The following is a 21,905-nucleotide window of genomic DNA, read 5'->3' on the forward strand; positions in this document are numbered from 1 at the left end:
TTCGGCGACTGCCAGCATCGTAACGGAGCTAACGAAAGGCACGAAGGTAACAGTATATTCAGAGTCCAAGGGCTGGGCAAAAATCAAAGCGAACAACAAGGAAGGATATGTGAATACGAAATATCTTTCGACAACAAAGCCAGCAACGGAAACGGTGACTCCTGTCAAAGTTACAAAATATGTGAACGTTAGCTCAGGTTCCCTTAACATGCGAAAACAAGCGACAGAGACCGCCTCCATCATTGTGAAATTGGCGAAGGGTGTAGAGGTTACAGTTCTTTCTGAAGAGGATGGTTGGTCACTTATCGAGGTATATGGTGGGGAAGGCTATGTTAATTCCCAGTATCTTTCAACGGTCAAACCAAATGCGAAAGAGGAAAAGCCAGAACCTACTCCTCCAATTGAAGAAAACACGCTCATTAAATTTGTGAAAGTGAATGATGGATCTAATTTGAATATACGATCGGCTGCTTCAGCTTCTGCCTCCATCGTTGGGATGCTTGCCAATAATACAGCGGTCACCGTGTATGCTGAATCTGATGGTTGGTCAAGAGTTTCTGCCAATGGGAAGACAGGCTTTGTGAACTCACAATATTTAGTGGACACGGCTGCAGAAACTCCGGGTAATGCAACAGGAACGATCATTAAGAATTATAACGAGTATAACTTGACGATCGATATGATGGTAGATATGCAGATGGCCGCCGATGCACAAACAGATAAAAGCTACCAAACTTATATACGTGAGGACGGCATTATTTTGACCTCTTCCACTAAAGGTACGGTCAATGGTTCAGGCTGGCGAGTAAGGGGAGGCGCCGGTCCGGATAACTGGGTAGTCGGCTCGGTCAGCAATAATCAGTCTCTTACAATCAAATCGAAAGTGAAAGGCTCTGACGGATATTACTGGTACGAGGTCGATATCAATAAGACCTGGGTCAATGCCAGTCCAACAGATGTGAAATATCATCTGAATCCAGATAATTTCTTGGGTGATCCGGTGAACACGTTCCAGTTTGTTAAACTCTCTCAAAGTGCTAACCTGAATGCGGCTGAAGTGAATAGTAGAATCCTATCCGGCAAAGGCATCTTAGAAGGACAAGCAGCAACCTTCATGACGGCAGGGGATAAATATGGGGTAAATGATATTTATCTTATCTCCCATGCATTATTGGAAACCGGCAAAGGGACTTCACCATTAGCAACAGGCGTTAAGGTGAACGGAAAGACGGTCTATAATATGTACGGAATCGGTGCTTATGACGGAACGGCAGTAAGCAGCGGCGCGCAATATGCCTATAATGCAGGTTGGTTCACTCCGGAGGCGGCGATCATCGGCGGTGCAGAATTCATCGCCAAAGGGTATATCTCCACCGGGCAGGATACCTTATATAAAATGAGATGGAACCCCGCAGCCGCAACGAGTTATGGATATGCAACCCATCAATATGCAACAGATATCGGTTGGGCCTTGAAACAAGTCAAACAGATTTATAATCTATATAGTTTGTTAGATTCCTATAATCTAAATATGGATATTCCTAAATATAAATAAAAACAAGAAAACCACATGAAGCTACATCATGTGGTTTTCACGTTATATAGCGTATTTCAACATTTATCTACGAAAAGGCAATTTTATCTTCGGAAATTGCCATTAAATCGATTTTTCGACAAAATTCTTCAGTATTATTAAGTAGTAAAAGGTTCAGGCTATAATGCTTGGCCTGAACCTTTTACATTTCCACCTTCAGTCCAATATCGTCTCTCTAAAAAAATATACTAGAATTCACGGACGAAGACGGAAACACCGAAAACTCCCAAACAGGTATTCGAAACCCTTACAAAATCATTCGATAGTAGACAATTTTCAGCCTTCCGGTAGCACTTACCTGTTGATAGCTTGCAGGGTTCAGCACTTCCAATGACGGTGGCTTCTACAATTGTACGTGATGAGTGAGGCTTTAAAGGATTTCTTGCCCATAGAATAGTCACTACATCTGGAGGTCTAGGAATGCTCACAGAATCAGACATTTACTTCACCTCTTTTCTATTGGTTTATATAGTTAATGCTTTAACGGACAAGTTAGCTTATCAATTTGTCATGGTATTTCAACAAAAGGCTCAGGGTTCACTGATTTAATAGAATTAATGAATGGTTTCTGAAGTGTTATGAAAAGAGACGGGGAGATTTATTTGACTGAAATCAGTCTTAGGATTCATAACTGTATTTATCATTAATGTTTTATTTGATATCGTTCCATTGGAAATTCAGGGATTACCTATTTCCTGTGATGTTTAACATTATTGCTACTGTTATAGGAGGGCCATAACTATGAGGTTAAGTCGCTATACACTTCTGTTTATCGTATTGGCAGTGGGATCAAATTTGATCATTTCAGTTGTATTAAAACAAGGTTTGCTAGGAAATCTTCTTGCCATTATATTTTTGATCTTTGCAGCAATTATTACCGGAAATAAACGTAAGGCACAAAAATGAAAGGTTGGTGGGTATCGTGGAAAATGTGAAAGCAAAGAATAAAATGGCAGCTGTTTCACTGATGCTACCGGTCATCTTACTTCTTTCACTAAAATCAGTGGTTTAAGCTGACAAAGTGTACATAGGATTGTTATGGATCATTGATCTAGGATTTTTAGTAGCCATATTTTTAGCTATACGGACAAAACAAGTAGGGATTATCGTACTTAGTTGCATTTCTAATGGGTTATTTTTCATTGTTTTAACTATGTATTGTCTTCTTATAATGTTTGCCCTGGGTTTTTCAGAACCATAAGAATTAGAGTATGGTTGTTGAAAGAGAACTATTTTAGAAGGATTATTTTATTCTGTAGAGAAGTAAGTATGTAGAAATAGCTGGAGAGAGGATGTTTATGAATAATTCTTGGAATAGAGTTATATATAAGATAGGGTCCCGGATTTACGACAAGATTTTCAATTCAGGTATTTTTTTGCGTGCTAGAAAACATGTGTTTGAATCTATCACATTCAATAATAAAGACAAGATTCTGTTTGTCGGTATTGGGACGGGTGCCGATTTGAAGTTAATCAAGCACTCTAATTTAGATATAACCGCAATAGACCTTTCCCCGGATATGCTTAAAAAGGCTAAAGAGAAATATGGAAATTCCTCTATTAAATTTATGGAAATGGATGCACAACAATTGGATTTTAACGATGGATCGTATGACTATATAGTGGGGAGTTTAATTCTTTCCGTTGTTCCTGAAGCAGATAAATGCTTGCAGGAAATGACTCGAGTTTTAAAACCTGAAGGAAAAATCATAATCTTTGATAAATTTATCTCTAAAAATGAAAAGCTTTCATTACTTAAAAAGTTGCTCCGACCTCTGATTCAAGTGTTAGGAACAGATATCGGCTTACGGTTTGAAGATTTGTTCCGTGAGCATGAGAAACGTTTGAAAGTGGAAGAAGATCAACCCATTATGTGGAATGGAATGTATAGAAAAATCATACTTAATAAGCGGGGATAAAGGAGGGACTGCAATGATAAAGGGACTGTATGAAGCACATTTACCTGTCAGTAATCTTGCAAATTCCATCGAATTTTATGAGAAGCTGGAATTAAAAGTCGCATATAGGAGCTCAAGGGTCACATTCTTCTGGATAGAGGAAGGAAAGAGCTGGCTAGGTCTTTGGGAATCGGATACGGTGAAAACTCCTTATCACCCAGCATTAAGACATATCGCTTTCCACGTTTCCTTAGAGGATATCCAAAAAGCGAAAGAGTGGTTAACTGAAAAAGGGATCGAAGTGGTTACTTCTTTTGAAGACTTTCCACCAGAAAGGCAACCTTTGGTTCTAGACAATAATCCACAAGCTCACGCTGCCATCTATTTTAAAGATCCCGATGGTAATTCCTTGGAATTCATTGCGCCACTGCGATTGAATTTCGAAGAACAGTTTAAAATGATGTCATTAGAGGAGTGGAACGCATCTAACAAGTAAATTTTTGTGAAAGGGGAGTTCGATGCAAAAAAAGGCGAATCGAAAGCTATTTCATTTATTTACAGGTGAGTTAACGGCTACCATCCTTTTTGCCGTTATGTGGCTGTTATACATTCAGCAACAGATATGGATAACCTACTTAACTTCATTTCCACCTATATATGCATTCGTATTACTGGAATTCATTTTGCTTCAAGGGAGCCTCTTTTGGTTCTTGAAATGGAAACAAGCTAAACAAAAGAAGTACGTCCAGTTGCCATATACTCAACTACGCATGTTTCTGTTGTTTAAAAAGATCAATTTTGTTCTGATCGTGATAGGGGCACTCGTTTTGGTCTATCAAATCATAAAGTTTCCGGCTGGTCATTATTGGTTCGCCTTTCTTTATGCGTTCGCCATTATAGAACATATCAATTACTATCACATCAGGCTTTCCTATCAAACGTTGGATGAGATAAAAGAGTTCCTTCGTCAAAAGAAATTTCGCAGTTCCATCTTGGCAAAGGAATTGACTATGCTAAAGGTAAAGGTGGATTAATTATGGTCACGAATAAAAGAACTGCAATCGAGCGTTCTTTAGATCTTGCTTCCTTGATTCTACTTATCGTTATTTTTATCTACATATGTTTCAAGTGGTCTGTCCTTCCAGATAGCATTCCCATGAGTTTCGATTCATCTGGGGTGGCTTCCCAATGGGGAGATAAGAAAAGCATATTAGGGCTACCTTTAATAGGACTAGTAGCGTTTGGTGTGTTTAGTCTGGTTGAAAAGTTTCCTGATAACATCAACTTACGAATCTATAAAAGTAAAAATAAAGAGAAGGAATTGAAGTATAATCGGACAATTGTAAATGCCATCAAAAATGCCATCGTCATTGTTCTGGTCCTCGCTAACTGGCGAATTATTGAAGCAGCTTTATAAGATCAAAGGGTTATTCTTCATTGTGAAGGATGGCCTTTTTTGTGTGCCAGGCATGTTCATTTACTAGATGATGAAAGTCCGTTATGACGCCCAGATATGCGAATTATTAGCCGAAAGCGAGGGTGTTCACGATGACATGGAATCTGAAGGAAGCTCGAGGCAATTCCTGTGTACACCGGTGGAAAAGATGGAAGAGACTCGAACTTAATATAGATACCTAAAGAAGATAGGCATTTCCTCGAAGAATGCATGCTAACTCCCGAAAGAGATATTGCAAAACTCAAACAATCCAGTTCGAAATAGGGCCCTGTCCAACCAATATTGGTTGGAGCAAGGATTCATATGGTTTTATAGAACTTTCGAACCGCTGTAAAACGGAACAATACGTAAGGCAGTGTGAGAGGTCGGCGCGGTAACTCGCCTTCTACCTCGGTTTGTGCTCGAAGCTATAGCGTAATTCAAAGAATTACGTGGATTCAGTTTAATTTTATTACTATTGCACTATAAAATTACTTATTTTACTTGAGAATGGGTAATTGGAATTAGTTATAAAATGAGTTTATCGTTAATTTTATGAATATTTTGTAAAATAACCAATTATCTGTTTTTAATTTGGATTATATTGTTGTATTATAGGTTGTACACATATCGATAGGGGCAAAGACATAGGTCGATTTGTATGAAGTTTAAGATATTTGAGCTGAGATAGTTTATTGGGTGGTATGCCAATGATATTATGTCAGTATAGAAAAAGGGAGGCTTTACTTTAATGGGGAAAAAGAAAATGATTCAGTTTGCATCAGCAACCGTACTGGCTGCATCAACAATCGTCGCAGTGGCTCCGGTACCAACGGATGCAGCAACAACTAGCTTAAACAGTAAAATCAAGATAGCCAAGGTCACCATCAAAAAACCGTTCGACACATACTTCCACTCTTCTAAACTCGCTTCTGTATCCATCATCAAGAAACAAATCAAAGCGGCCAAACAGGCTAAAAAAGACATAATCACCTCTATAAAAAAATCAACGTTACCAAAAAAACAAAAAGAAGAAAAACTAAATGAAATTAAAGCCTATGATAAATACATAACACGGGCAGAGGGTTATGTTAAAGGCTATCAAAAAGCTGAAAAAGCAAAGGCATCCCATGATAAAGAGTTGAAGTCTCTTACGAATTCAGTCATCGCTCAAAAACCAACGGAAGTAAAGAAGAAATATAATGCGTTGAATTCAGCTGTTAAAAAGACCGAAAAAGACATTAAAGATACCGTGTACGGTGCAAAGATCGAAGTGCTTCTCTACGATAAGTTCACAAAAGGAACCAAAAAATCCTTGGACGGAGATCTTAAAGTACCGTACTACCACGATAAGGCCGAATATTGGATCGATAAAGGAGATTTGAAAACGGCTGCTAAACGGATAGAAGCCGTTTCTGGTCAATTGAAAAAAGTAAGCAAAACGTCCAAACTCGGTAAGGCCATCCATGCTTACGCAAAAAAAGTAACAAGTAAATACGAAGCGGCAGTCTACGCCGAAAAGAAAGCAGCAGTTGAAAAGAAAGTACGTGCTTACGAAAAACTAGCAAGTGAAGAGCTTAAGACAAGAGTTCAAATCGACGCGGCTAAAAAAGCGAAAGCGTCCATTAATCTAAAAGGAATCAACAAAGCAGATACAAAGGCTTTCCAAAAAAGAATCGCAGTAGCGGATAAAAAGGTGTTGAAGGCTGAAGAAGGGCTTCAATTTACCTTATCTTTAATGCATACAAATGACACACATGCGCACTTAGATAACGTGGCCAAACGGGTGACTGCCGTTAAGGAAGTGAGGGAAAGCAAACCGAAAGCGCTATTGATCGATGCGGGTGATGTTTTCTCGGGTACCTTATATTTCAATGAATTCAAAGGACAAGCTGATCTTCAATTCATGAACTTAATGAAGTATGACGTGATGACATTCGGAAACCATGAGTTCGATTTAGGCTCAGACAAAGAAGGACACCAAGCATTGGCTGACTTTATTAAAGGTGCCCATTTCCCATTCGTCAGTTCGAACGTTGATTTTTCCAAAGACAATAGGTTCAAAGGTCTTTTCTCGGATCTATATTCAAGTGAGCCCGAAAAAGGGAAAATCTACAATGGCATCGTGAAAGAAGTGGACGGTGAAAAGGTCGGGTTCTTTGGACTGACGACAGAGGAAACGAAAGATATTTCTAGCCCAGGAAGTGTAGCATTCGAAAACTATCTGGAAGAAGCAGAAAAAGCGGTAAAAGCTTTTGAAGGCATGGGCGTGAATAAAATCGTCGCCATTTCTCACCTTGGTTATGACGACAATGCCGAATATGATAATGATTTAACACTGGCGGCTAAAGTAAAAGGGATTGACGTAATCGTCGGCGGACATAGCCATACTCAGTTAGATGCCCCAGTCGTGATAAGTAAGGATGATAAAGGACAATCGAAAGATCCTACTGTCATTGTTCAAGGCTACCAATATAGTGATTATTTAGGAACGCTTGATGTGGAATTTGACCATAAAGGGAAAATCATAGGCCAAGCAGGGCAGTTAATCAAGGTTGCCGATAAACAGGATGATACGGAAGCTGCCAAGATGTTGCAAACTTACTCTGAGACGATTAAAAAGGTAAAAGAAACCAAAACGGGCGCAACCGCAGTGAAGGCAATGGAAAGCCTGCGTGATTCAGGCGACGTAACGAAACCAAGTGTCCGCAAAAATGAAACGGAATTAGGAAACTTGATCACCGATGCCATGCTGACGAAAGCGAAGGAATTTAATAAAGACACGGTCATAGCCTTCCAAAATGGAGGAGGCATCCGTGCTGGAATCGATCAGGGTGACATCACATTAGGGGATATCCTGACCGTTTTACCGTTTGGCAATACACTGGCGACAATGAAGCTAACTGGTGCGGAAATAACGCAAGCATTGGAGCATAGCGTGAGCCAAGCACCGAGAGAGAGTGGCGGTTTCCTACATGTCTCCGGCATGAAGTTCACCTACGACAGCACAAAGGATGCAGGTCAACGCGTACAAAAGGTTGAAGTGAAAGGCCAAGATGGAACGTATAGTGAATTGGATAAAACCAAGCAATACATTGTAGCCACCAATGCCTTTACAGCCAAGGGGGGAGACGGCTTTACGGTCTTCGCGAAGGCATATGAAGCGGGTCGAGTGACGGATATTGGACTTCCGGATTGGGAGAACCTAAGGGATTATGTAAGCGAGTTGAAGACAGTCAATCCAATCATAGAGGGACGTATTAAAGACGTTTCTGGGATTACACCAAATCCGGAACCAGGTACACCCACAGATCCTGAACCAGGGACACCGGCGGATCCAACCAAAATATACAAGGGTGATACCACTTTGGATATGACCAACCTTTCTTCGTTTAAAAATGTTGTGGTCAAAGGAAATCTTACCTTAGAAGGAACTCTTCCTGAGAGTTTTACTTTTTCAAATGTGATAGTGGAAGGAAATTTGGATGCAACAGAGCTAAGTGGGAAAAACGTTAAGTTAACAGGCATCACAGTCACAGGGGAGACCATTTTTTAATAGATAGGTAGAAATTTCAGACTCAATGACCATGTAACATCGCCAAGGTTTAATAAAAACTGGAGGGGTTGAGTGCTTGAAGAAGAATGGGATAAGCAAGATTTTCTTTGCTGTATTGCTAGTTTTATCAACGATTTTACCATATGCAGCGGTCGCAAAAGCGGAAGAGTTCTTATCTGTAGCGGAAGCCATCGCGAATAATAGTGGGAAAGGTAAAACGGTGAAAGGATATATCGTAGGAACAGCTTCTAGTGGTACAAGCTATGTCCAAAGAGCACCTTTTTCTGTGAATACCAATATAGGAATTGCCGATAGAGAGGATGAAACGGATCCATCGAAAATTATGCCGGTTCAGCTACCTAACGGTACTACTATTCGGGCAGCCTTGAATTTAGTGGATCACCCGGAGCTACTCCAAAAACAGGTGACGATTACCGGTTCACTGGAAGCTTATTTTAGCGTTCCTGGTTTAAAGTCTCCAACTAACTATACAATCATTAGCGATGGTGGCACACCGCCAGAACAACCTGATGTGAAGGTTCTGGATTCCCTTGCAAAAGCACGCACGAATACCACAGATGTCGTGCAAATCGAAGGAATCGTTACGACAGGAGTTGGCTATTGGGGAGGAAAAGGCTTTTACATCCAAGATCAAACCGCTGGACTTTATGTGTATGGTACTGCATGGACAACGGATGTGAAGGTAGGAGATAAGGTTCGTTTAATCGGAAAAGTCTCTGCTTATAATAAAGAATTACAAATTCAGCCCACGTCCCTTGAAGTTGTTTCTTCTGGGATTACCCTTCCTGAAACACAAAGAATCGATGCGGCTGGAATCAATGATGCCACACAAGGCGAGCTAGTCACCATTGAAAAGGCGACCATTACGGAATTGGCAGCATCGGGCACATATGGAACATTCGAATTTAAAGCACAAGATGAGAAAGGAAATTCTGTCCTCGTACGACATGATAACCGGAATGGTTCAAATTATGATGATTTCCTGAAGACCTTTAAAGAAGGAGATATCATTTCTGTCACTGGAATAGCGTCACAATTCAATGATGCGTATCAGCTTAAGCCAAGAGGGCTTGAAGACTATGAATTGGTGAACAAACCGGCTGTGTACACGGACATTTATCCTGGTACAGTCAGTGAAAATACGAAAGTGTCTCTTGAAACAGGTTGGAAGGATGCCAAGATTCATTATACGTTAGATGGTTCTACTCCGACCTCTACAAGCATGTTATATACAGGACCGATAACGTTAACGAAAGATACAGTCATCAAGGCAATCGCCGTGAATGACAAAACATCGGAAGTATTCACATTTTCCTATATCGTCACGAAAACGAATGACTTGAAGATTCGTGACATTCAAGGAATGAATCATTTTTCACCGTATGAAAACGAGCTCGTATCTAACGTAAAAGGTGTCGTCACATATGTAAAGGATGCCAATAACTTTTACATGCAAGACCCGAACCCCGACACTGATTTGACGACGTCAGAAGGAATTCTTGTCTACAACAAAGCACATGGGTTGAAAGCGGGAGATTCCGTCACGGTGGATGGTAAAGTTGTGGAGTGGTATGTCGAAGGCTACGCTGAAATGAAAACGACGGATTTGCCAACGACTGAATTGACCAATACGACGATTAAAAAGGATGGCACTCAAGACATTCCGAAACCGATTGTCATAGGAGAGGATGTCATCCCACCTTCTGAAAATGTAGATGATGATCAATTAACAAAATTCGAACCGACAGAAGACGGAATCGATTTTTATGAGAGTTTAGAAGGAATGCTCGTCGAAGTCTATCAACCGAAAGTAGTGGCACCCCAAGATTATGGCGAATTGGTTGTGATTCCGGGAGATATGAAAACAACCACGGCAGTAGGTGGAGTGAAAGCAACGGAAGAAGACTACAACCCAGAAAGAATCACATTGGATATGGATGATGAAACATTTGTCGCCAAAACAGGAGATTACTTTGAAAGTAATGTTACGGGAGTCATCAGCTACGGCTATAGCAACTATAGGGTGCTAACGGACAAAAAGCAGCTTCCAAAATTAGAGGATGGAAAAACAGCTCGGGAAGTGACGTCATTAGCAAAAAATGAAGAAAAACTATCAATCGCATCTTATAATATCGAGAATTTTTCCACACAAACTGCTGACTCAAAGGTATCGACAATAGCAAATTCCATCATTACGAATCTAAAAGCTCCGGATATTATCGGCGTGACGGAAATGCAGGATAATGACGGGGCAACGGATAGCGGAACGACGGAAGCTAATCAAAGTGCACAGAAAGTAATCGATAAAATCAAGGAGTTAGACGGACCAGCCTATCAATATATTGATATTGCGCCAGAAGATAAAGCGGATGGCGGGGCACCTGGTGGAAATATCCGAGTAGGCTTTTTGTATAATACAGACCGTGTTCAATTAGTTAAGGGAACAAAAGGGAATTCGACGGAATCTGTTGCTTATAAAGGTGATAAACTTACCTTGAATCCTGGGAGAATCAATCCGACGAATGCCGCTTTTGCTTCAAGCAGGAAGCCATTGGCTGCTCAATTTGAGTTTAAAGGAGAAAGTGTAGTTGTCATCGCCAATCATTTCAATTCCAAGGGCGGAGATCAACCTTTATTCGGGAAAAATCAGCCACCTGTATTATCAAGTGAGGTTCAAAGGTTACAAATTGCTTCTATTGTTAATCAATTTGTCAAAGGAATCAAGGAAGAAAATCCTGATGAACATGTTGTTCTGCTTGGAGACTTTAATGATTTTGAATTCTCAGCACCACTTAAAGAGTTAAAGGGTAAGGAATTAAAAAATATGATTGAGGAAGTACCGTTTGAACAACGTTACTCTTACACATACCAAGGAAACTCCCAAGTACTCGATCATATTCTTGTATCCAACAATATGGCAGATTCCACAGAAGTGGACATCGTCCATATTAACTCCTCTTTCATGGAAACCCATGGACGGGCAAGTGATCATGATCCTGTATTGATTCAGACGGACTTAACGGCGTCAGGAGCAGGAGAACCGATCGTTCCAGAAAAGACGTACCATCTATCAAATTTCAAAACAAAAAAACTTACGATTGCGTCACCGAGCGTTTTGATTGATCTTGATGGGGACTCTACCATCGAAGAGGGCATCTTCATCAAGAGTGACTTGGCAAAACTGCAGGGTTCCGGTTTGAAAAATACCAAAGTGAACCTTGATCCGACCAAAGCAGGTGCAATCATTGACTTCAGTGGTGAAGAGGTAAAAGAAGTCATCATTAACAACGACAATATCAAAGAAATCAGAGGCGCCGAAAATGTTCAGAAATGGACGGCGAAAGACGGTGTCGACACAACGAACATCAAATTTTTGAATGCTAAAGGAGAAGCGATTGTTTCTCCTTTCGCTTCTAAGGAAAATAAAGCCCCTATAGTAACAAAAACAATGAAAAATGTAGATGTGAAAGTGGGTTCGACGGTCACTCTTGATCTACGTGAGTACTTTGAAGATCCTGATAACGATTCACTAACCTTTTCGTCTACAATCGGTACAATAGCTGGCTCCACGTTGACTCTTCCAACCGATAAAGTCGGAGATTATCTTGTCGCTGTAACAGCAAAGGACAAGTCGTCAGAAGTGATAGCTCGTTTCAGTCTGAAAGTATCAGAGGAAAAGACTCTTGAAGCATATTATCAGAAAGCGTCCGGAAAAACGGGCAATGAATTGAAAGCTACGCTACACACCATCATTAAAAGTCAGACAAAGTTAACATACGCTCAAGTATGGGATGGCATAAAGGATGCAGATGAAGATCCTAAGAATTCTAAGAACGTCATCTTGCTGTACTCTGGAAAATCCATTTCGAAAAGTTCAAATGGAGGAAATTCAGGACAGTGGAACCGTGAGCATGTATGGGCTAAATCCCATGGTAATTTTGGGACAAGCGTAGGTCCCGGGACAGACCTTCATCACCTTCGCCCAGAAGATGTGTCGGTGAATAGTAAACGAGGACATCTGGATTTCGACAATGGAGGACAGGTATATAGCGGCTGTGATTGTAAGGTTGATTCGGATTCATGGGAGCCACCTAACAATGTTAAAGGCGATGTCGCCCGCATGTTATTTTATATGGCGGTTCGCTATGAAGGTAATGGTGAGGTTGACTTGGAAATGTCCGATACGGTCAATACGTATCCAAAGGCGCTTCATGGAAAGCTATCAACGCTTTTGAAGTGGAATGAACTCGATCCAGTCGACGAATTTGAGAGCAAACGTAATAATGTCATTTATGAAAAATGGCAGCACAACCGCAATCCGTTCATCGATCATCCTGATTGGGCCAATGAGATTTGGGGTCCGGCCAAGGAACTGAAAAAAGCGAGTTAGTTCTTAAAACACTAGTAAACGACAAAAAAGAGCATGTCTCGTTACCATGCTCTTTTTTGTCGTTATTAAACTACTAGATTATTAATCTATTATCGTCACTTTTACATCTTTTTTACCCCAAATTAAGGCATCCGCTTGTTTTGCGATGAATACATCGATTCTATTACCTTTGATTGCTCCCCCAGTATCGACTGCAAGGGCTTTTCCGTAGCCTTCCACTTCCACAGTAGAACCTAAAGGAATCACCTTTGGATCGACGGCTATCACTTTTGCATCATCATATTTCTTCAAATCGACGCCCATTCTCGTTACACCCGAACAGCCTTGACAGCTTGCTGTGTAAGCTGTGCTGGAAAGGGTTAATGTCTTCGAGCTGTTACTAACTGAATTGGCTTTCGATTCTAGCTTACTCATAGTTTTTGCCCCGGCAATTCCGTCGGCGGTCAATCCTTTTTGTTTTTGAAAGGTAGAGACGGCTTGTTTTGTACCACTGCCGAAAATGCCATCAACCGTTGAAGTGTAAACATCCCACACCTTCAATAGTTTTTGTAAATCGGCCACACGCTTACCGATGTCCCCCGTGCGAAGAACTTGTATTTTATGATTCGTTTGTAAGCCAGCTATTCCATCGGCTTTCAGGTTCGATTCCTTCTGGAAATCCTTCACGGCTTCTTTTGTAATCGAACCGTAGTAACCGGTGGCTTCATAATAGGGATAGTCCCCTTTTGTCATCAATAATTCTTGTAGTTCTTTTACATCACTATGGCTTGTACCTTTTGATAGTGTACGATCTCCCAGGGCAGCTTCACCTTTAGTAGGCATCGCCATTCCCATCATGAAAATCGAAATCGTAATGATCAAGCATATAATTTTCTTCATGTTTGTCCTCCTTGTTGTAACTGCACGTATACAATTCGTTTGGATAGTGATTCTTACGTGCAGGGGAAGGAAAAACACCGCAAAGGGACTAAAGAACTGTTAATACATGTAACGGTAAATCCGAGAAGGGGGAGGTTCGATGTGATTACAAATCCCTTGTTGTAAGGGATTTGTATGTTTTTGTCATGTGTTTTCAAGATCTCAAATGTAATGGTTCGTTCATATAGGGTTCATATTTGTGCCTTATAATGATAGCGAAATAAACTTTTAAATGGAGTGGGGGATAAACGAATGTTTTCTACAGCCATGGGCTGGTTCAGGTTCGTCACAATCATAGAAGGAATCTCCTATGTTCTATTACTCGGAGTGGGCCTACCAACTAAATTCATCATGGGTAATGAGGAGATTACGAGAATATTAGGCAGCATACATGGAGGGCTTTTCATCGCATTTGGACTATTACTATTATATGTAGGCTTGAGGATGAAATGGTCCTTTTTCAGAATGGCCCTTATCTTCATCGCATCCTTCATTCCAATAGGGAACTTCGTCATCGATCGAAAAGTATTGAAACAAGCTTAAATCCAAAAGGGACGTGCTGATTAAATAGGCGCGTCCCTTTGTGTAAGCTGGATTCATCAAGGACAAAGCATTAGACTGATAAATAGGCAAGTTAGACCGATATAATGCCCAAATTGACCGATATATAGCAGGCTAGACCGATAAAACCGCCAAACTGACCGATAAATGAATGAAATGAAGTTTGAGAGATTTCCCCGTTAGTAAACAGTTTTTATTTTTCACTTCCACGAGACCATATCACCACTGGAATTAGTAATAAGGATAAAATCCCTCCAATCAATGATAATGTTAGATAACTTGAACCTGCCACAATCATTCCAGACGATGCTCCGCCAGCAGCTCCTGACAACGCAATCAAAACATCCACTGAACCTTGTGTTTTAGCCCTTGTGGAAGTTTTGGTTGAATCAACAATAAGTGCAGTCCCACTTATCAAACCAAAATTCCATCCTAATCCAAGTAAAGAAAGAGCAATTATTAGAAGAACTATAGAATCTCCTGGTGCAAATGCTGATAGTAAACCTGCCAGAAGCAACGTAGTTCCTGAAGCAATAGCCATCGTAGTACGCCCCAACTTATCAACTAGGAAACCTGTAATCAGGGAAGGGAGATACATGGCACCTATATGAAAACCGATAACAAGACCTACTGCACCCAAGCTATGTCCATGATGTCTCATATGAACGGGTGTCATTGTCATAATAGCCACCATTACAATTTGAGTAAGAACCATAATCGTTGCCCCAACCATTATGCCCTTTTTGTCTTCTGTATGTTCAGTTGCTGTCAAATTTCCTTTATCACTAGGTTCTTGGTTCGTTGCTTCTATCATTCTTGCTATAACGAGTGGATCTGGACGAAGCATGATGAAAAGGACAATACCTGCTAAGATATATGCTGCTGCTGCTAAAATAAAAGGACCAGCAAGAGAGGGAACACCAATAGAGAGAGCGAAATTCCCCATCACATTGACTAAATTTGGACCTGCCACGGCACCAAATGTTGTGAAAACCATTGTCATACTAATGGCAGTCGCTCGCTGTTTACTATTCGCTAAGTCCGTACCTGCATAACGAGCTTGTAAATTAGTTGCTGTCCCGGCACCATAAACAAGCAGGGAAGGGAATAATAGGTATGCGCTATTTATTATTGCTGCAATGATGACTCCTATTGCTCCAAGTCCACCGACGATAAAACCGGTTGACAGACCTGTACGACGCCCATAACGTTGAGAAAGTTTCCCTACAAATAATGCTGCTACTGCTGACCCTAAAGTGAGTAGAGCTGAAGGGAGTCCAGCGAAAGCTTCTGTGCCGAGCATTTGCTGTGCAAGTAGTGCCCCCACAGTTACTCCTGCGGCTAACCCTGCACCACCAAAGATTTGTGAAATACTTACAACAAATAATGTACGCTTGTATAACGACTTTTGTTTTTCTGGAGAACGAATGTAACTTTGTAACGTAGCTGTTTGTTCGTCTAACGCTTTTACACTTTCTTTCTTTAACACGATTGAACCCCCTTTCTAGAAAACTAATTATTCTATTTTCTTATACTCCAACTAGATTTGAATCATCATAACATGCACAAAAAAACCAAACAATATTATAATTGTATGGCAAACAATAGTAGCTAAGATCGTTTAGCAAACGTCTAAGGACGATCAATCCTTTCTCAAGTTCTTCGATTGTTTTTGGTGCACAGACAGAAACCCTTACAGCCCTTTCTGGAGAACTTCTCTTTTAACCGTGTGAAATTAAAGTTGGGTTTGCGGGGGGTATAGAGTTTTATGGAATTTAATCACTCAAAATACTTATAAAACCTTATAATGTAATAAACAGAATAGTAGTGGAGGGAATATGTATACATACGAGTCATTTGAAACAGTTGGTGTTTTTACTCTATTAAGGCCCATTCTTTTTACGTTTGTCATCGTGGGCTTTCTTTTGTTTATAGGAATTATCTTGCCAAAAACACTAAATAAATTCATCAATGCCGCAACTGTTATCAGCATGTCCCTACTATCCATCATTGTATCTGCCCAAGTTGTCTTCTATGACGCGATCATTGTCGATGAACTTGGTTTGGGTGGAGATGCGATGGCTACCTCCATGTTTTTGATCATTATAGTTTTTGGCATAGTAAATCCACTTATTTATTCTTTTCGGCATAAGCGGTTAAGAAAACAACAATGATTGTTAGGAGAAAATGATGTATGGAAAAAAACCTTCGAAAATGGGCGTTTTATGGATTCTTATTTGGTTTGGCGGTCTCTATCTTATTAGTAAGTAATAAAGTGGAGGGAGGAAGTATTACACAGACTAAACCTGTGTTTGACTATATACTCTCGTTGCTGAGATATAGTATTAGTTCCATGTTTATATTTCTATTTTTTGGTTGGAGAATGAGTGAAGGGAAAAAAGATAAAAAAGAGAAAAGATATTATCTTGAGTTCTTTCTTATCGTTTTTATCCTTGCAATTATTTCGAGTTTTATATTTGAATGGTAATCTTATAGAATATTTGGTATTACTAAGTAGGGAATTACTTATTTACAAAGTAAAACTAATATTAGGCTACTGATTTTTTTTAGGAGGAAGTTATCATTAGACAATTAATTGCTCAGATATCTAAATATCTAAATGTACCTACATCAATTATCACTTTTACTTTTATTGCTTCTCTAACGGCCCTGTGTTTTTCCGTGTTTAATTATTCGGTTAGTATCGGTGAAACAGTTGGGGAATTGTTGTATACAATTACTCATTAAATTTTCCCAACTTATTTGGTTTCTATTAGAACTTCACTTAACTGCAATGGTGATATAGTGCCTTGATGAAAATATAATTGCCATCTGCCATCGATATATTTCCAGATAGAACTGCGATAAGTGTTACGATTCCTAGTTCTATCTACAATAAAATAAGTAGATAAAACTACATCTGGTGCTAACGGATAAATTTCATAGTTATGCAGTGACATTTTAGTCAGCACAACTCCAGTTTCAAGGCATTCTTTTTTATCAAACATATACCCAGAACTACCTATTTCAAAGAAATTGTCTGCAAGTATTTCATCTAGTTTTTTACGACTTTTACGTACTTCTAGTCCTATGTGACTTTCTTCTAATTCTCTTAATTGTATCTTTAAATCCGCATCCATAATTTTATCATCCTTTGATTTGTATATTTTTTTACAATCATACCTTTTCCTCTAAAAACATAGCCTAGATAATTAACATTTATCAACAAAAAAAGGACTCCCCGATTAGTAGATCAGGGAGATTCTTCTTTGTTATGAATTACTTTCTTTGAGTTTTTTGATTTTATATCCAAGGAAAAGTGCTGCACATACAGCATAGATCCCCCGATATACAGCAGGTGATTCTTCAGAAATTAGCCAATAAGTACAAAAGGCAATTAATAAAATATAAATTATAAGATCAAGAATTTTAGATTTCATCGTTTTTTCTCCAATACTTTTATGGGTTGAATGCTTCGACTATTAATACTATGGCACCCAAAAATAAAGCCAGAGTTAAAAAGAACCATCCTATTAAGTTTACCGGATTATGAAGTCCCATGACCTGTTGCCACTTAGCTTTATGAGACCTATCATTTACCTGATATCTTTTAAGCTGGGCGTATAAATAAATATTTATTACGATTTAAATTATTATTATAATGACTAAAAATGAAGTAAAAGTTAGATCCATATTAAATTAACACCCTTCGACAATTTAAATTTAAGTAGGGATTATCACGATATTACTTTCACTTTAACATAAATAATCAAAATATTGGCATTTTTTCAATCGATCTCAGTCTCTAAAATAGTCTGTAAATCCATTGAACTTGGGGGACAAACCTTATGGGAAGCAGAGCTCAAGTTACTTATGATAAGGAAGTGGAGATGGCGTATATTTACTTTTGTGAACCATCTACATATAAGATTACTTCCTCGAAAGAACTTCCAGGAAACGATGATATCATGTTAGATTTTGGAGAAGGGATTCCAATCGTTGGAATAGAGTTAGGAGGGGAAACGGCAAGGAGAATGGAAATGCTTGCTGATAAAGGGCACATTTTTAAAAAGGAAGTTACTACTGATGGAAAGACGTATTATTCTTTCAGACTGAGTGATGAAAAACCAAGAAAGTCTATTTTTCATCCTGACGTTGAATCCATAGTGTTTCATTTTTCGGATACTATCTGTGAAGATTTCCTAGGGATTGATATTTTTGATTCGGAGTCATACTCCGAGCAGGATTTGACCAATCAGATATAATCCTCTTAAAAAAAGACTGCTAGTTTCCACTAGCAGCCCTACATTTAACAGCATCCACCTGCACCACTATTACATACCCCGGTTTCAGGGAGGCTTAGTTCAACATGTTTTGCACTTTCTTCATCCCCAGCTAAAAAGGCTACAATCGAGCGAACTTGTTCATAGCCGGTTGCCATTAAGAAGGTTGGAGCCCGACCATAGCTTTTTGCACCTACGACATAAAAGCCTTGCTCAGGCTGACGTAAAGTGGTTTCACCATGCGCCTCCACGGTTCCACAGCTATGCTCATTTGGATCGATGAGAGAAGCGAGTGCCGCCACACTTTCCGTTGTGGAATCAATGGTTAAACGCAGCTCTCCGTTTATCGTATAGTCTGGACGACTGCCTGTATTGACAATTAGGCGGTCAAAACCTTCTAAAACGATTGCTTCGCCACGCTGTGTACCCATGATTGAAATGTTATCCGTTCCTTTTAAAGAGGAAATGAAGAACGGGGTGACCACGTTAATTTTTCCTTCATCCACAAGCTGACGAATACGCGAGCCCAATGCTCCACGTGCCATCAGTTCATCATTTTGCTCTCCACCATACGCCATTTCGACGTTCTCTTTGCGTAAAATCCATGTAATGTCTGTGTCAGGAGCTTGTTTCTTCAACTCCGCCAGATTTAGCAATGAATTAATGGCTGAATGCCCACCTCCGATAACTGCAACCTTTTTATTTGAATAAAGCGAGGCGTTTACGGCTACATTTGGAATGTGATAATCGATTCGTTCGGCCAATGCTTTTTCAGAAGGCAACCAGACACCGTTTCCTTGGGCAGGATTCGGATTTCCCCATGTACCAGTTGCATCCAGCACTGCACGCGCTTGGAATGTCTTCAATTCACCTTCTACCTCCGTATAAATGACAAACGGCTGATCGTTACGAGCCTTTGATTTCATCTTGTCATTATTCTGACGGCTAAGGGCAATCACAGGATGATTTGTATAAATGAATGGCTTGATCTGTTCCAGTTCCGTCAAAGGTTTTAAATATAAGTCGATTAATTCATGACCTGTTGGGATTTCTTCGCCATTTGGTTCCTGCCAGTCCGTTTGCTGGAGTAACGTTTTGGCTGCTGCATCGATGTTATACTGCCAAGGAGAAAATAGTGTCACATGTCCCCATGACCGGACGCTTGTCGCTACTTCATCTCCTGCTTCAAACAAGAGAAAGGGCTGTTTTCTTGCAGCCAGTTGAGCAGCGGCAGCTAATCCAACAGGACCTGCCCCGATAATGGCTACCGGTAACGATGATTCCGGCGTGCAACACCCTGTTGAAGGCTCGCAACATGCCTGCTGATTTAAGATATTAAATGTTTTCATGATAAAAGCACCCCTTAAATAAGAATTTACTTATATAGTGATGAAAAAAGAGGTAGCACGAGTCTACTTATCTACTTCATCATTCAATTAATATGATTTTTGTAAAATGTATAAGCAACTTGTTGGGGTAAAACCTAGTAACACTAAACCCATTTCACCATTTTCTACTTCCGCATGAATCGTCACACCTTCTAATTGTGCTTTCACTTGGGAATCAACGGCTACTTGGATTCCTTCAATCAAGGCGACCTCGTCAGTAGCTTGTGCGTCATCTAATCCGACACCAAGATTCACTCCACAACAACCGGCAATCCCGTAAAATCGAAGTGTTTTCACTTCTGAACCTTCAATGGCCTGTGTTAAGTAGTTTTTTCCTTCAACGGTCATATTCATTATGCTTGCTCAACCTTCCGCCATTTGGCTACGGCAAGAGTTACCTGTGCATAAAAAATATAGCGTTTTAGTCATGATAAATCCCCCTATAACTTGATTGTTTCAAAGTGCTTTTTTGTCAATGAATAGCTACACGTATGCCATCAAGATCGGACTTTAAGGATGTTCACTCATGACGAAGCATCACATTCAGATCCGCACTGACATGTATCTTGCTTCTCTAATTGAGCGAGTACCGTCTGCATAAGGGGCGTTTGGTCCTCTACTAACCGATAATGTTTCCATGTCCCCACTTTACGGGCCACAATAATTCCGGCTTCCTCCAGCTTCTTTAACTGCTGACTGACGGCAGGCTGCGATAAACCAAGCACATCGACTAAATCACATACACATACCTCTCCACCTTTCAAACAAGAAAGGAGGGTAAGTCGATTTCCATCTGCTACTGCTTTCAATTGCTTCTCCAGTAAAAGAAAATCCATTTCATCACCTCTAAATATTGTTATATAAGAATATACTTATATTATGACTTTTTAGATGGAATTGCAAACTTTAAAACGAAGACTTTCGTGACAGGATTGAAAATTATTTCGAGTATTCACTTTTTAGTCATTTCTAGCTAAATGTTGGATTTACAACAATTTAAGAAAATTGATTGTTTGTTTAGTTGATGAATTTTTTTATACTATATTTACAACAGTTGTTGTAAAAAAAATATAGAATTTGAGGGATTTATTATGGCGAAGATGTTATTTATTACAGCAAATCCAAATGATGAAAATGGATCATATAGTATGGCAGCAGGCAAGGCATTTATTGAAACATATAAAGAAACAAACCCAAGGGATGAAATCATAACCGTGGATTTGTTTAAGGAAGAAATCCCTAACTTAGATGCAGATGCTTTCAGTGGTTTGGGGAAACTTAGGGCTGGACAGCCAATTGACGCTCTTTCAACTGAGGAATTAGCGAAAGTTAGTCGCCTAAACGTTATTCTTGATCAATTTATTTCTGCAGATAAAATGATATTCGTAACGCCGTTATGGAACTATTTATTCCCAGCCGTTGTGAAAGCATATATTGATGTGGTGGCTGTACCTGGTAAAACGTTTAAATATACGGAAAAAGGCCCTGTAGGCTTACTTCAAGGTAAGAAAGTGCTTCACATTCAAGCCCGTGGTGACTTTTATTCAGAGGGTCATCCTTTAGCCCATTTAGAGCTAGGCAATCTCTATTTAAAACAATTGATGGCCATCATGGGTATTACGGAATTTGAGAGTTTATTTATTGAAGGTCATCATGCAATTCGACATAAAGCCGAGGAAATTAAAGCATCAGGCATCGAGCGTGCAAAGCAATTGGCACAAAGCTTCTAATCTGTCACTACCTGTAAATGGCGATATGTGGTCCGTGGATCACGTATTGCTTTTTTTATTGCTTTTTTCTGTTATAATCGGGTCATTCATTTAATCCAACAAGTGTTAAAAAAACATTTTTGAAAAGGTAG

General features: G+C 39.7%; 21 protein-coding genes and 2 pseudogenes. 13 read left to right on the top strand and 10 right to left on the bottom strand.

Going from position 1 to position 21,905, the window contains the following annotated elements:
* Nucleotides 1–1,555, top strand: a 1,555-nt coding sequence (locus ACIQXN_RS14020) for an SH3 domain-containing protein (protein ID WP_402967452.1), incomplete at its 5' end; no start/stop codon positions are given.
* Nucleotides 1,556–1,782: 227 nt separating this feature from the next.
* On the opposite strand, the gene ACIQXN_RS14025 is transcribed toward ACIQXN_RS14020, so the two are convergent.
* Complete coding sequence (locus tag ACIQXN_RS14025) at nt 1,783–2,034, bottom strand: hypothetical protein (protein WP_402967455.1); 252 nt, start codon at nt 2,032–2,034, stop codon at nt 1,783–1,785.
* A 301-nt stretch (nt 2,035–2,335) separates the two neighbouring features.
* On the opposite strand from ACIQXN_RS14025, the gene ACIQXN_RS14030 reads away from it, so the two are divergent.
* The 7 genes from ACIQXN_RS14030 to ACIQXN_RS14060 all read left to right on the top strand — a co-directional run bounded on the left by ACIQXN_RS14030 (nt 2,336) and on the right by ACIQXN_RS14060 (nt 12,894).
* On the top strand, nt 2,336–2,500 hold the full coding sequence (locus ACIQXN_RS14030) for a hypothetical protein (protein ID WP_402967458.1): 165 nt from the start codon (nt 2,336–2,338) through the stop codon (nt 2,498–2,500).
* Nucleotides 2,501–2,892: 392 nt separating this feature from the next.
* On the top strand, nt 2,893–3,513 hold the full coding sequence (locus tag ACIQXN_RS14035) for a class I SAM-dependent methyltransferase (RefSeq protein WP_402967461.1): 621 nt from the start codon (nt 2,893–2,895) through the stop codon (nt 3,511–3,513).
* A 13-nt stretch (nt 3,514–3,526) separates the two neighbouring features.
* Nucleotides 3,527–3,988: a VOC family protein gene (locus ACIQXN_RS14040; RefSeq protein ID WP_402967464.1), complete on the top strand. Its 462-nt coding sequence runs from the start codon at nt 3,527–3,529 to the stop codon at nt 3,986–3,988.
* A 22-nt stretch (nt 3,989–4,010) separates the two neighbouring features.
* A complete protein-coding gene (locus ACIQXN_RS14045) occupies nt 4,011–4,526 on the top strand; it encodes a hypothetical protein (protein ID WP_402967467.1) in 516 nt (171 codons plus the stop codon).
* Nucleotides 4,527–4,528: 2 nt separating this feature from the next.
* A complete protein-coding gene (locus tag ACIQXN_RS14050; RefSeq protein ID WP_402967470.1) occupies nt 4,529–4,909 on the top strand; it encodes a DUF1648 domain-containing protein in 381 nt (126 codons plus the stop codon).
* A 769-nt stretch (nt 4,910–5,678) separates the two neighbouring features.
* Nucleotides 5,679–8,483, top strand: a complete 2,805-nt coding sequence (locus tag ACIQXN_RS14055) for a bifunctional metallophosphatase/5'-nucleotidase (RefSeq protein ID WP_402967473.1) — start codon at nt 5,679–5,681, stop codon at nt 8,481–8,483.
* Between the two features lie 76 nt (nt 8,484–8,559).
* Nucleotides 8,560–12,894, top strand: coding sequence for an endonuclease (locus ACIQXN_RS14060; RefSeq protein ID WP_402967476.1), 4,335 nt, complete (start codon nt 8,560–8,562; stop codon nt 12,892–12,894).
* Nucleotides 12,895–12,975: 81 nt separating this feature from the next.
* Here ACIQXN_RS14060 and ACIQXN_RS14065 read toward each other — a convergent pair whose 3' ends face one another.
* Entirely contained in the window at nt 12,976–13,773 is a 798-nt protein-coding gene (locus tag ACIQXN_RS14065; protein WP_402967479.1) for a peptidoglycan-binding protein, read from the bottom strand.
* 291 nt (nt 13,774–14,064) lie between these two features.
* Between ACIQXN_RS14065 and ACIQXN_RS14070 the strand changes: the two genes are divergently transcribed.
* Nucleotides 14,065–14,355 carry a DUF3817 domain-containing protein gene (locus tag ACIQXN_RS14070; RefSeq protein ID WP_402967482.1) on the top strand — a complete coding sequence of 97 codons (291 nt, stop codon included), beginning with the start codon at nt 14,065–14,067 and terminating at the stop codon, nt 14,353–14,355.
* Between the two features lie 211 nt (nt 14,356–14,566).
* Here ACIQXN_RS14070 and ACIQXN_RS14075 read toward each other — a convergent pair whose 3' ends face one another.
* Complete coding sequence (locus ACIQXN_RS14075) at nt 14,567–15,865, bottom strand: MFS transporter (protein WP_402967610.1); 1,299 nt, start codon at nt 15,863–15,865, stop codon at nt 14,567–14,569.
* Between the two features lie 118 nt (nt 15,866–15,983).
* A pseudogene (locus tag ACIQXN_RS14080) lies at nt 15,984–16,088 on the bottom strand (hypothetical protein); the annotation flags it as partial.
* A gap of 123 nt (nt 16,089–16,211) precedes the next feature.
* Between ACIQXN_RS14080 and ACIQXN_RS14085 the strand changes: the two are divergent.
* Nucleotides 16,212–16,547: a hypothetical protein gene (locus ACIQXN_RS14085; RefSeq protein WP_402967485.1), complete on the top strand. Its 336-nt coding sequence runs from the start codon at nt 16,212–16,214 to the stop codon at nt 16,545–16,547.
* Between the two features lie 20 nt (nt 16,548–16,567).
* Nucleotides 16,568–16,861: a hypothetical protein gene (locus ACIQXN_RS14090; RefSeq protein ID WP_402967488.1), complete on the top strand. Its 294-nt coding sequence runs from the start codon at nt 16,568–16,570 to the stop codon at nt 16,859–16,861.
* A gap of 271 nt (nt 16,862–17,132) precedes the next feature.
* On the opposite strand, the gene ACIQXN_RS14095 is transcribed toward ACIQXN_RS14090, so the two are convergent.
* Together ACIQXN_RS14095 and ACIQXN_RS14100 are read right to left on the bottom strand one after the other, a co-directional pair.
* A complete protein-coding gene (locus ACIQXN_RS14095) occupies nt 17,133–17,513 on the bottom strand; it encodes a nuclear transport factor 2 family protein (protein WP_402967491.1) in 381 nt (126 codons plus the stop codon).
* A 132-nt stretch (nt 17,514–17,645) separates the two neighbouring features.
* Nucleotides 17,646–17,813 carry a hypothetical protein gene (locus ACIQXN_RS14100; protein WP_402967494.1) on the bottom strand — a complete coding sequence of 56 codons (168 nt, stop codon included), beginning with the start codon at nt 17,811–17,813 and terminating at the stop codon, nt 17,646–17,648.
* A gap of 408 nt (nt 17,814–18,221) precedes the next feature.
* Here ACIQXN_RS14100 and ACIQXN_RS14105 point away from each other — a divergent pair, with 408 nt between their 5' ends.
* Nucleotides 18,222–18,638 (top strand): DUF2283 domain-containing protein, encoded by a 417-nt coding sequence (locus tag ACIQXN_RS14105; protein WP_402967497.1) that lies wholly within the window; start codon nt 18,222–18,224, stop codon nt 18,636–18,638.
* A 44-nt stretch (nt 18,639–18,682) separates the two neighbouring features.
* Here ACIQXN_RS14105 and ACIQXN_RS14110 read toward each other — a convergent pair whose 3' ends face one another.
* The 4 genes and pseudogenes from ACIQXN_RS14110 to ACIQXN_RS14125 all read right to left on the bottom strand — a co-directional run bounded on the left by ACIQXN_RS14110 (nt 18,683) and on the right by ACIQXN_RS14125 (nt 20,880).
* Entirely contained in the window at nt 18,683–20,005 is a 1,323-nt protein-coding gene (locus tag ACIQXN_RS14110) for an FAD-dependent oxidoreductase (protein ID WP_402967500.1), read from the bottom strand.
* An 87-nt stretch (nt 20,006–20,092) separates the two neighbouring features.
* Nucleotides 20,093–20,398, bottom strand: coding sequence for a Fe-S cluster assembly protein HesB (locus tag ACIQXN_RS14115; RefSeq protein ID WP_402967503.1), 306 nt, complete (start codon nt 20,396–20,398; stop codon nt 20,093–20,095).
* Between the two features lie 12 nt (nt 20,399–20,410).
* Nucleotides 20,411–20,476 (bottom strand): annotated as a pseudogene (locus tag ACIQXN_RS14120) (arsenate reductase/protein-tyrosine-phosphatase family protein); the annotation flags it as partial.
* A gap of 92 nt (nt 20,477–20,568) precedes the next feature.
* Nucleotides 20,569–20,880, bottom strand: coding sequence for an ArsR/SmtB family transcription factor (locus tag ACIQXN_RS14125; RefSeq protein ID WP_402967506.1), 312 nt, complete (start codon nt 20,878–20,880; stop codon nt 20,569–20,571).
* A 255-nt stretch (nt 20,881–21,135) separates the two neighbouring features.
* On the opposite strand from ACIQXN_RS14125, the gene ACIQXN_RS14130 reads away from it, so the two are divergent.
* Nucleotides 21,136–21,774 (top strand): FMN-dependent NADH-azoreductase, encoded by a 639-nt coding sequence (locus ACIQXN_RS14130; protein WP_402967509.1) that lies wholly within the window; start codon nt 21,136–21,138, stop codon nt 21,772–21,774.
* Nucleotides 21,775–21,905: the final 131 nt, after the last annotated feature.

Origin of the sequence: Peribacillus sp. NPDC097295, assembly GCF_044761665.1 — a bacterium.
Lineage (GTDB): Bacteria > Bacillota > Bacilli > Bacillales > DSM-1321 > Peribacillus.

What these genes read in the sequence shown, in the direction of transcription:
- ACIQXN_RS14025 (WP_402967455.1), bottom strand. Translation starts at nt 2,034, where the DNA reads ATGTCTGATTCTGTGAGCATTCCTAGACCTCCAGATGTAGTGACTATT.
- ACIQXN_RS14030 (WP_402967458.1), top strand. Translation starts at nt 2,336, where the DNA reads ATGAGGTTAAGTCGCTATACACTTCTGTTTATCGTATTGGCAGTGGGA.
- ACIQXN_RS14035 (WP_402967461.1), top strand. Translation starts at nt 2,893, where the DNA reads ATGAATAATTCTTGGAATAGAGTTATATATAAGATAGGGTCCCGGATT.
- ACIQXN_RS14040 (WP_402967464.1), top strand. Translation starts at nt 3,527, where the DNA reads ATGATAAAGGGACTGTATGAAGCACATTTACCTGTCAGTAATCTTGCA.
- ACIQXN_RS14045 (WP_402967467.1), top strand. Translation starts at nt 4,011, where the DNA reads ATGCAAAAAAAGGCGAATCGAAAGCTATTTCATTTATTTACAGGTGAG.
- ACIQXN_RS14050 (WP_402967470.1), top strand. Translation starts at nt 4,529, where the DNA reads ATGGTCACGAATAAAAGAACTGCAATCGAGCGTTCTTTAGATCTTGCT.
- ACIQXN_RS14055 (WP_402967473.1), top strand. Translation starts at nt 5,679, where the DNA reads ATGGGGAAAAAGAAAATGATTCAGTTTGCATCAGCAACCGTACTGGCT.
- ACIQXN_RS14065 (WP_402967479.1), bottom strand. Translation starts at nt 13,773, where the DNA reads ATGAAGAAAATTATATGCTTGATCATTACGATTTCGATTTTCATGATG.
- ACIQXN_RS14070 (WP_402967482.1), top strand. Translation starts at nt 14,065, where the DNA reads ATGTTTTCTACAGCCATGGGCTGGTTCAGGTTCGTCACAATCATAGAA.
- ACIQXN_RS14085 (WP_402967485.1), top strand. Translation starts at nt 16,212, where the DNA reads ATGTATACATACGAGTCATTTGAAACAGTTGGTGTTTTTACTCTATTA.
- ACIQXN_RS14090 (WP_402967488.1), top strand. Translation starts at nt 16,568, where the DNA reads ATGGAAAAAAACCTTCGAAAATGGGCGTTTTATGGATTCTTATTTGGT.
- ACIQXN_RS14095 (WP_402967491.1), bottom strand. Translation starts at nt 17,513, where the DNA reads ATGGATGCGGATTTAAAGATACAATTAAGAGAATTAGAAGAAAGTCAC.
- ACIQXN_RS14100 (WP_402967494.1), bottom strand. Translation starts at nt 17,813, where the DNA reads ATGAAATCTAAAATTCTTGATCTTATAATTTATATTTTATTAATTGCC.
- ACIQXN_RS14105 (WP_402967497.1), top strand. Translation starts at nt 18,222, where the DNA reads ATGGGAAGCAGAGCTCAAGTTACTTATGATAAGGAAGTGGAGATGGCG.
- ACIQXN_RS14110 (WP_402967500.1), bottom strand. Translation starts at nt 20,005, where the DNA reads ATGAAAACATTTAATATCTTAAATCAGCAGGCATGTTGCGAGCCTTCA.
- ACIQXN_RS14115 (WP_402967503.1), bottom strand. Translation starts at nt 20,398, where the DNA reads ATGAATATGACCGTTGAAGGAAAAAACTACTTAACACAGGCCATTGAA.
- ACIQXN_RS14125 (WP_402967506.1), bottom strand. Translation starts at nt 20,880, where the DNA reads ATGGATTTTCTTTTACTGGAGAAGCAATTGAAAGCAGTAGCAGATGGA.
- ACIQXN_RS14130 (WP_402967509.1), top strand. Translation starts at nt 21,136, where the DNA reads ATGGCGAAGATGTTATTTATTACAGCAAATCCAAATGATGAAAATGGA.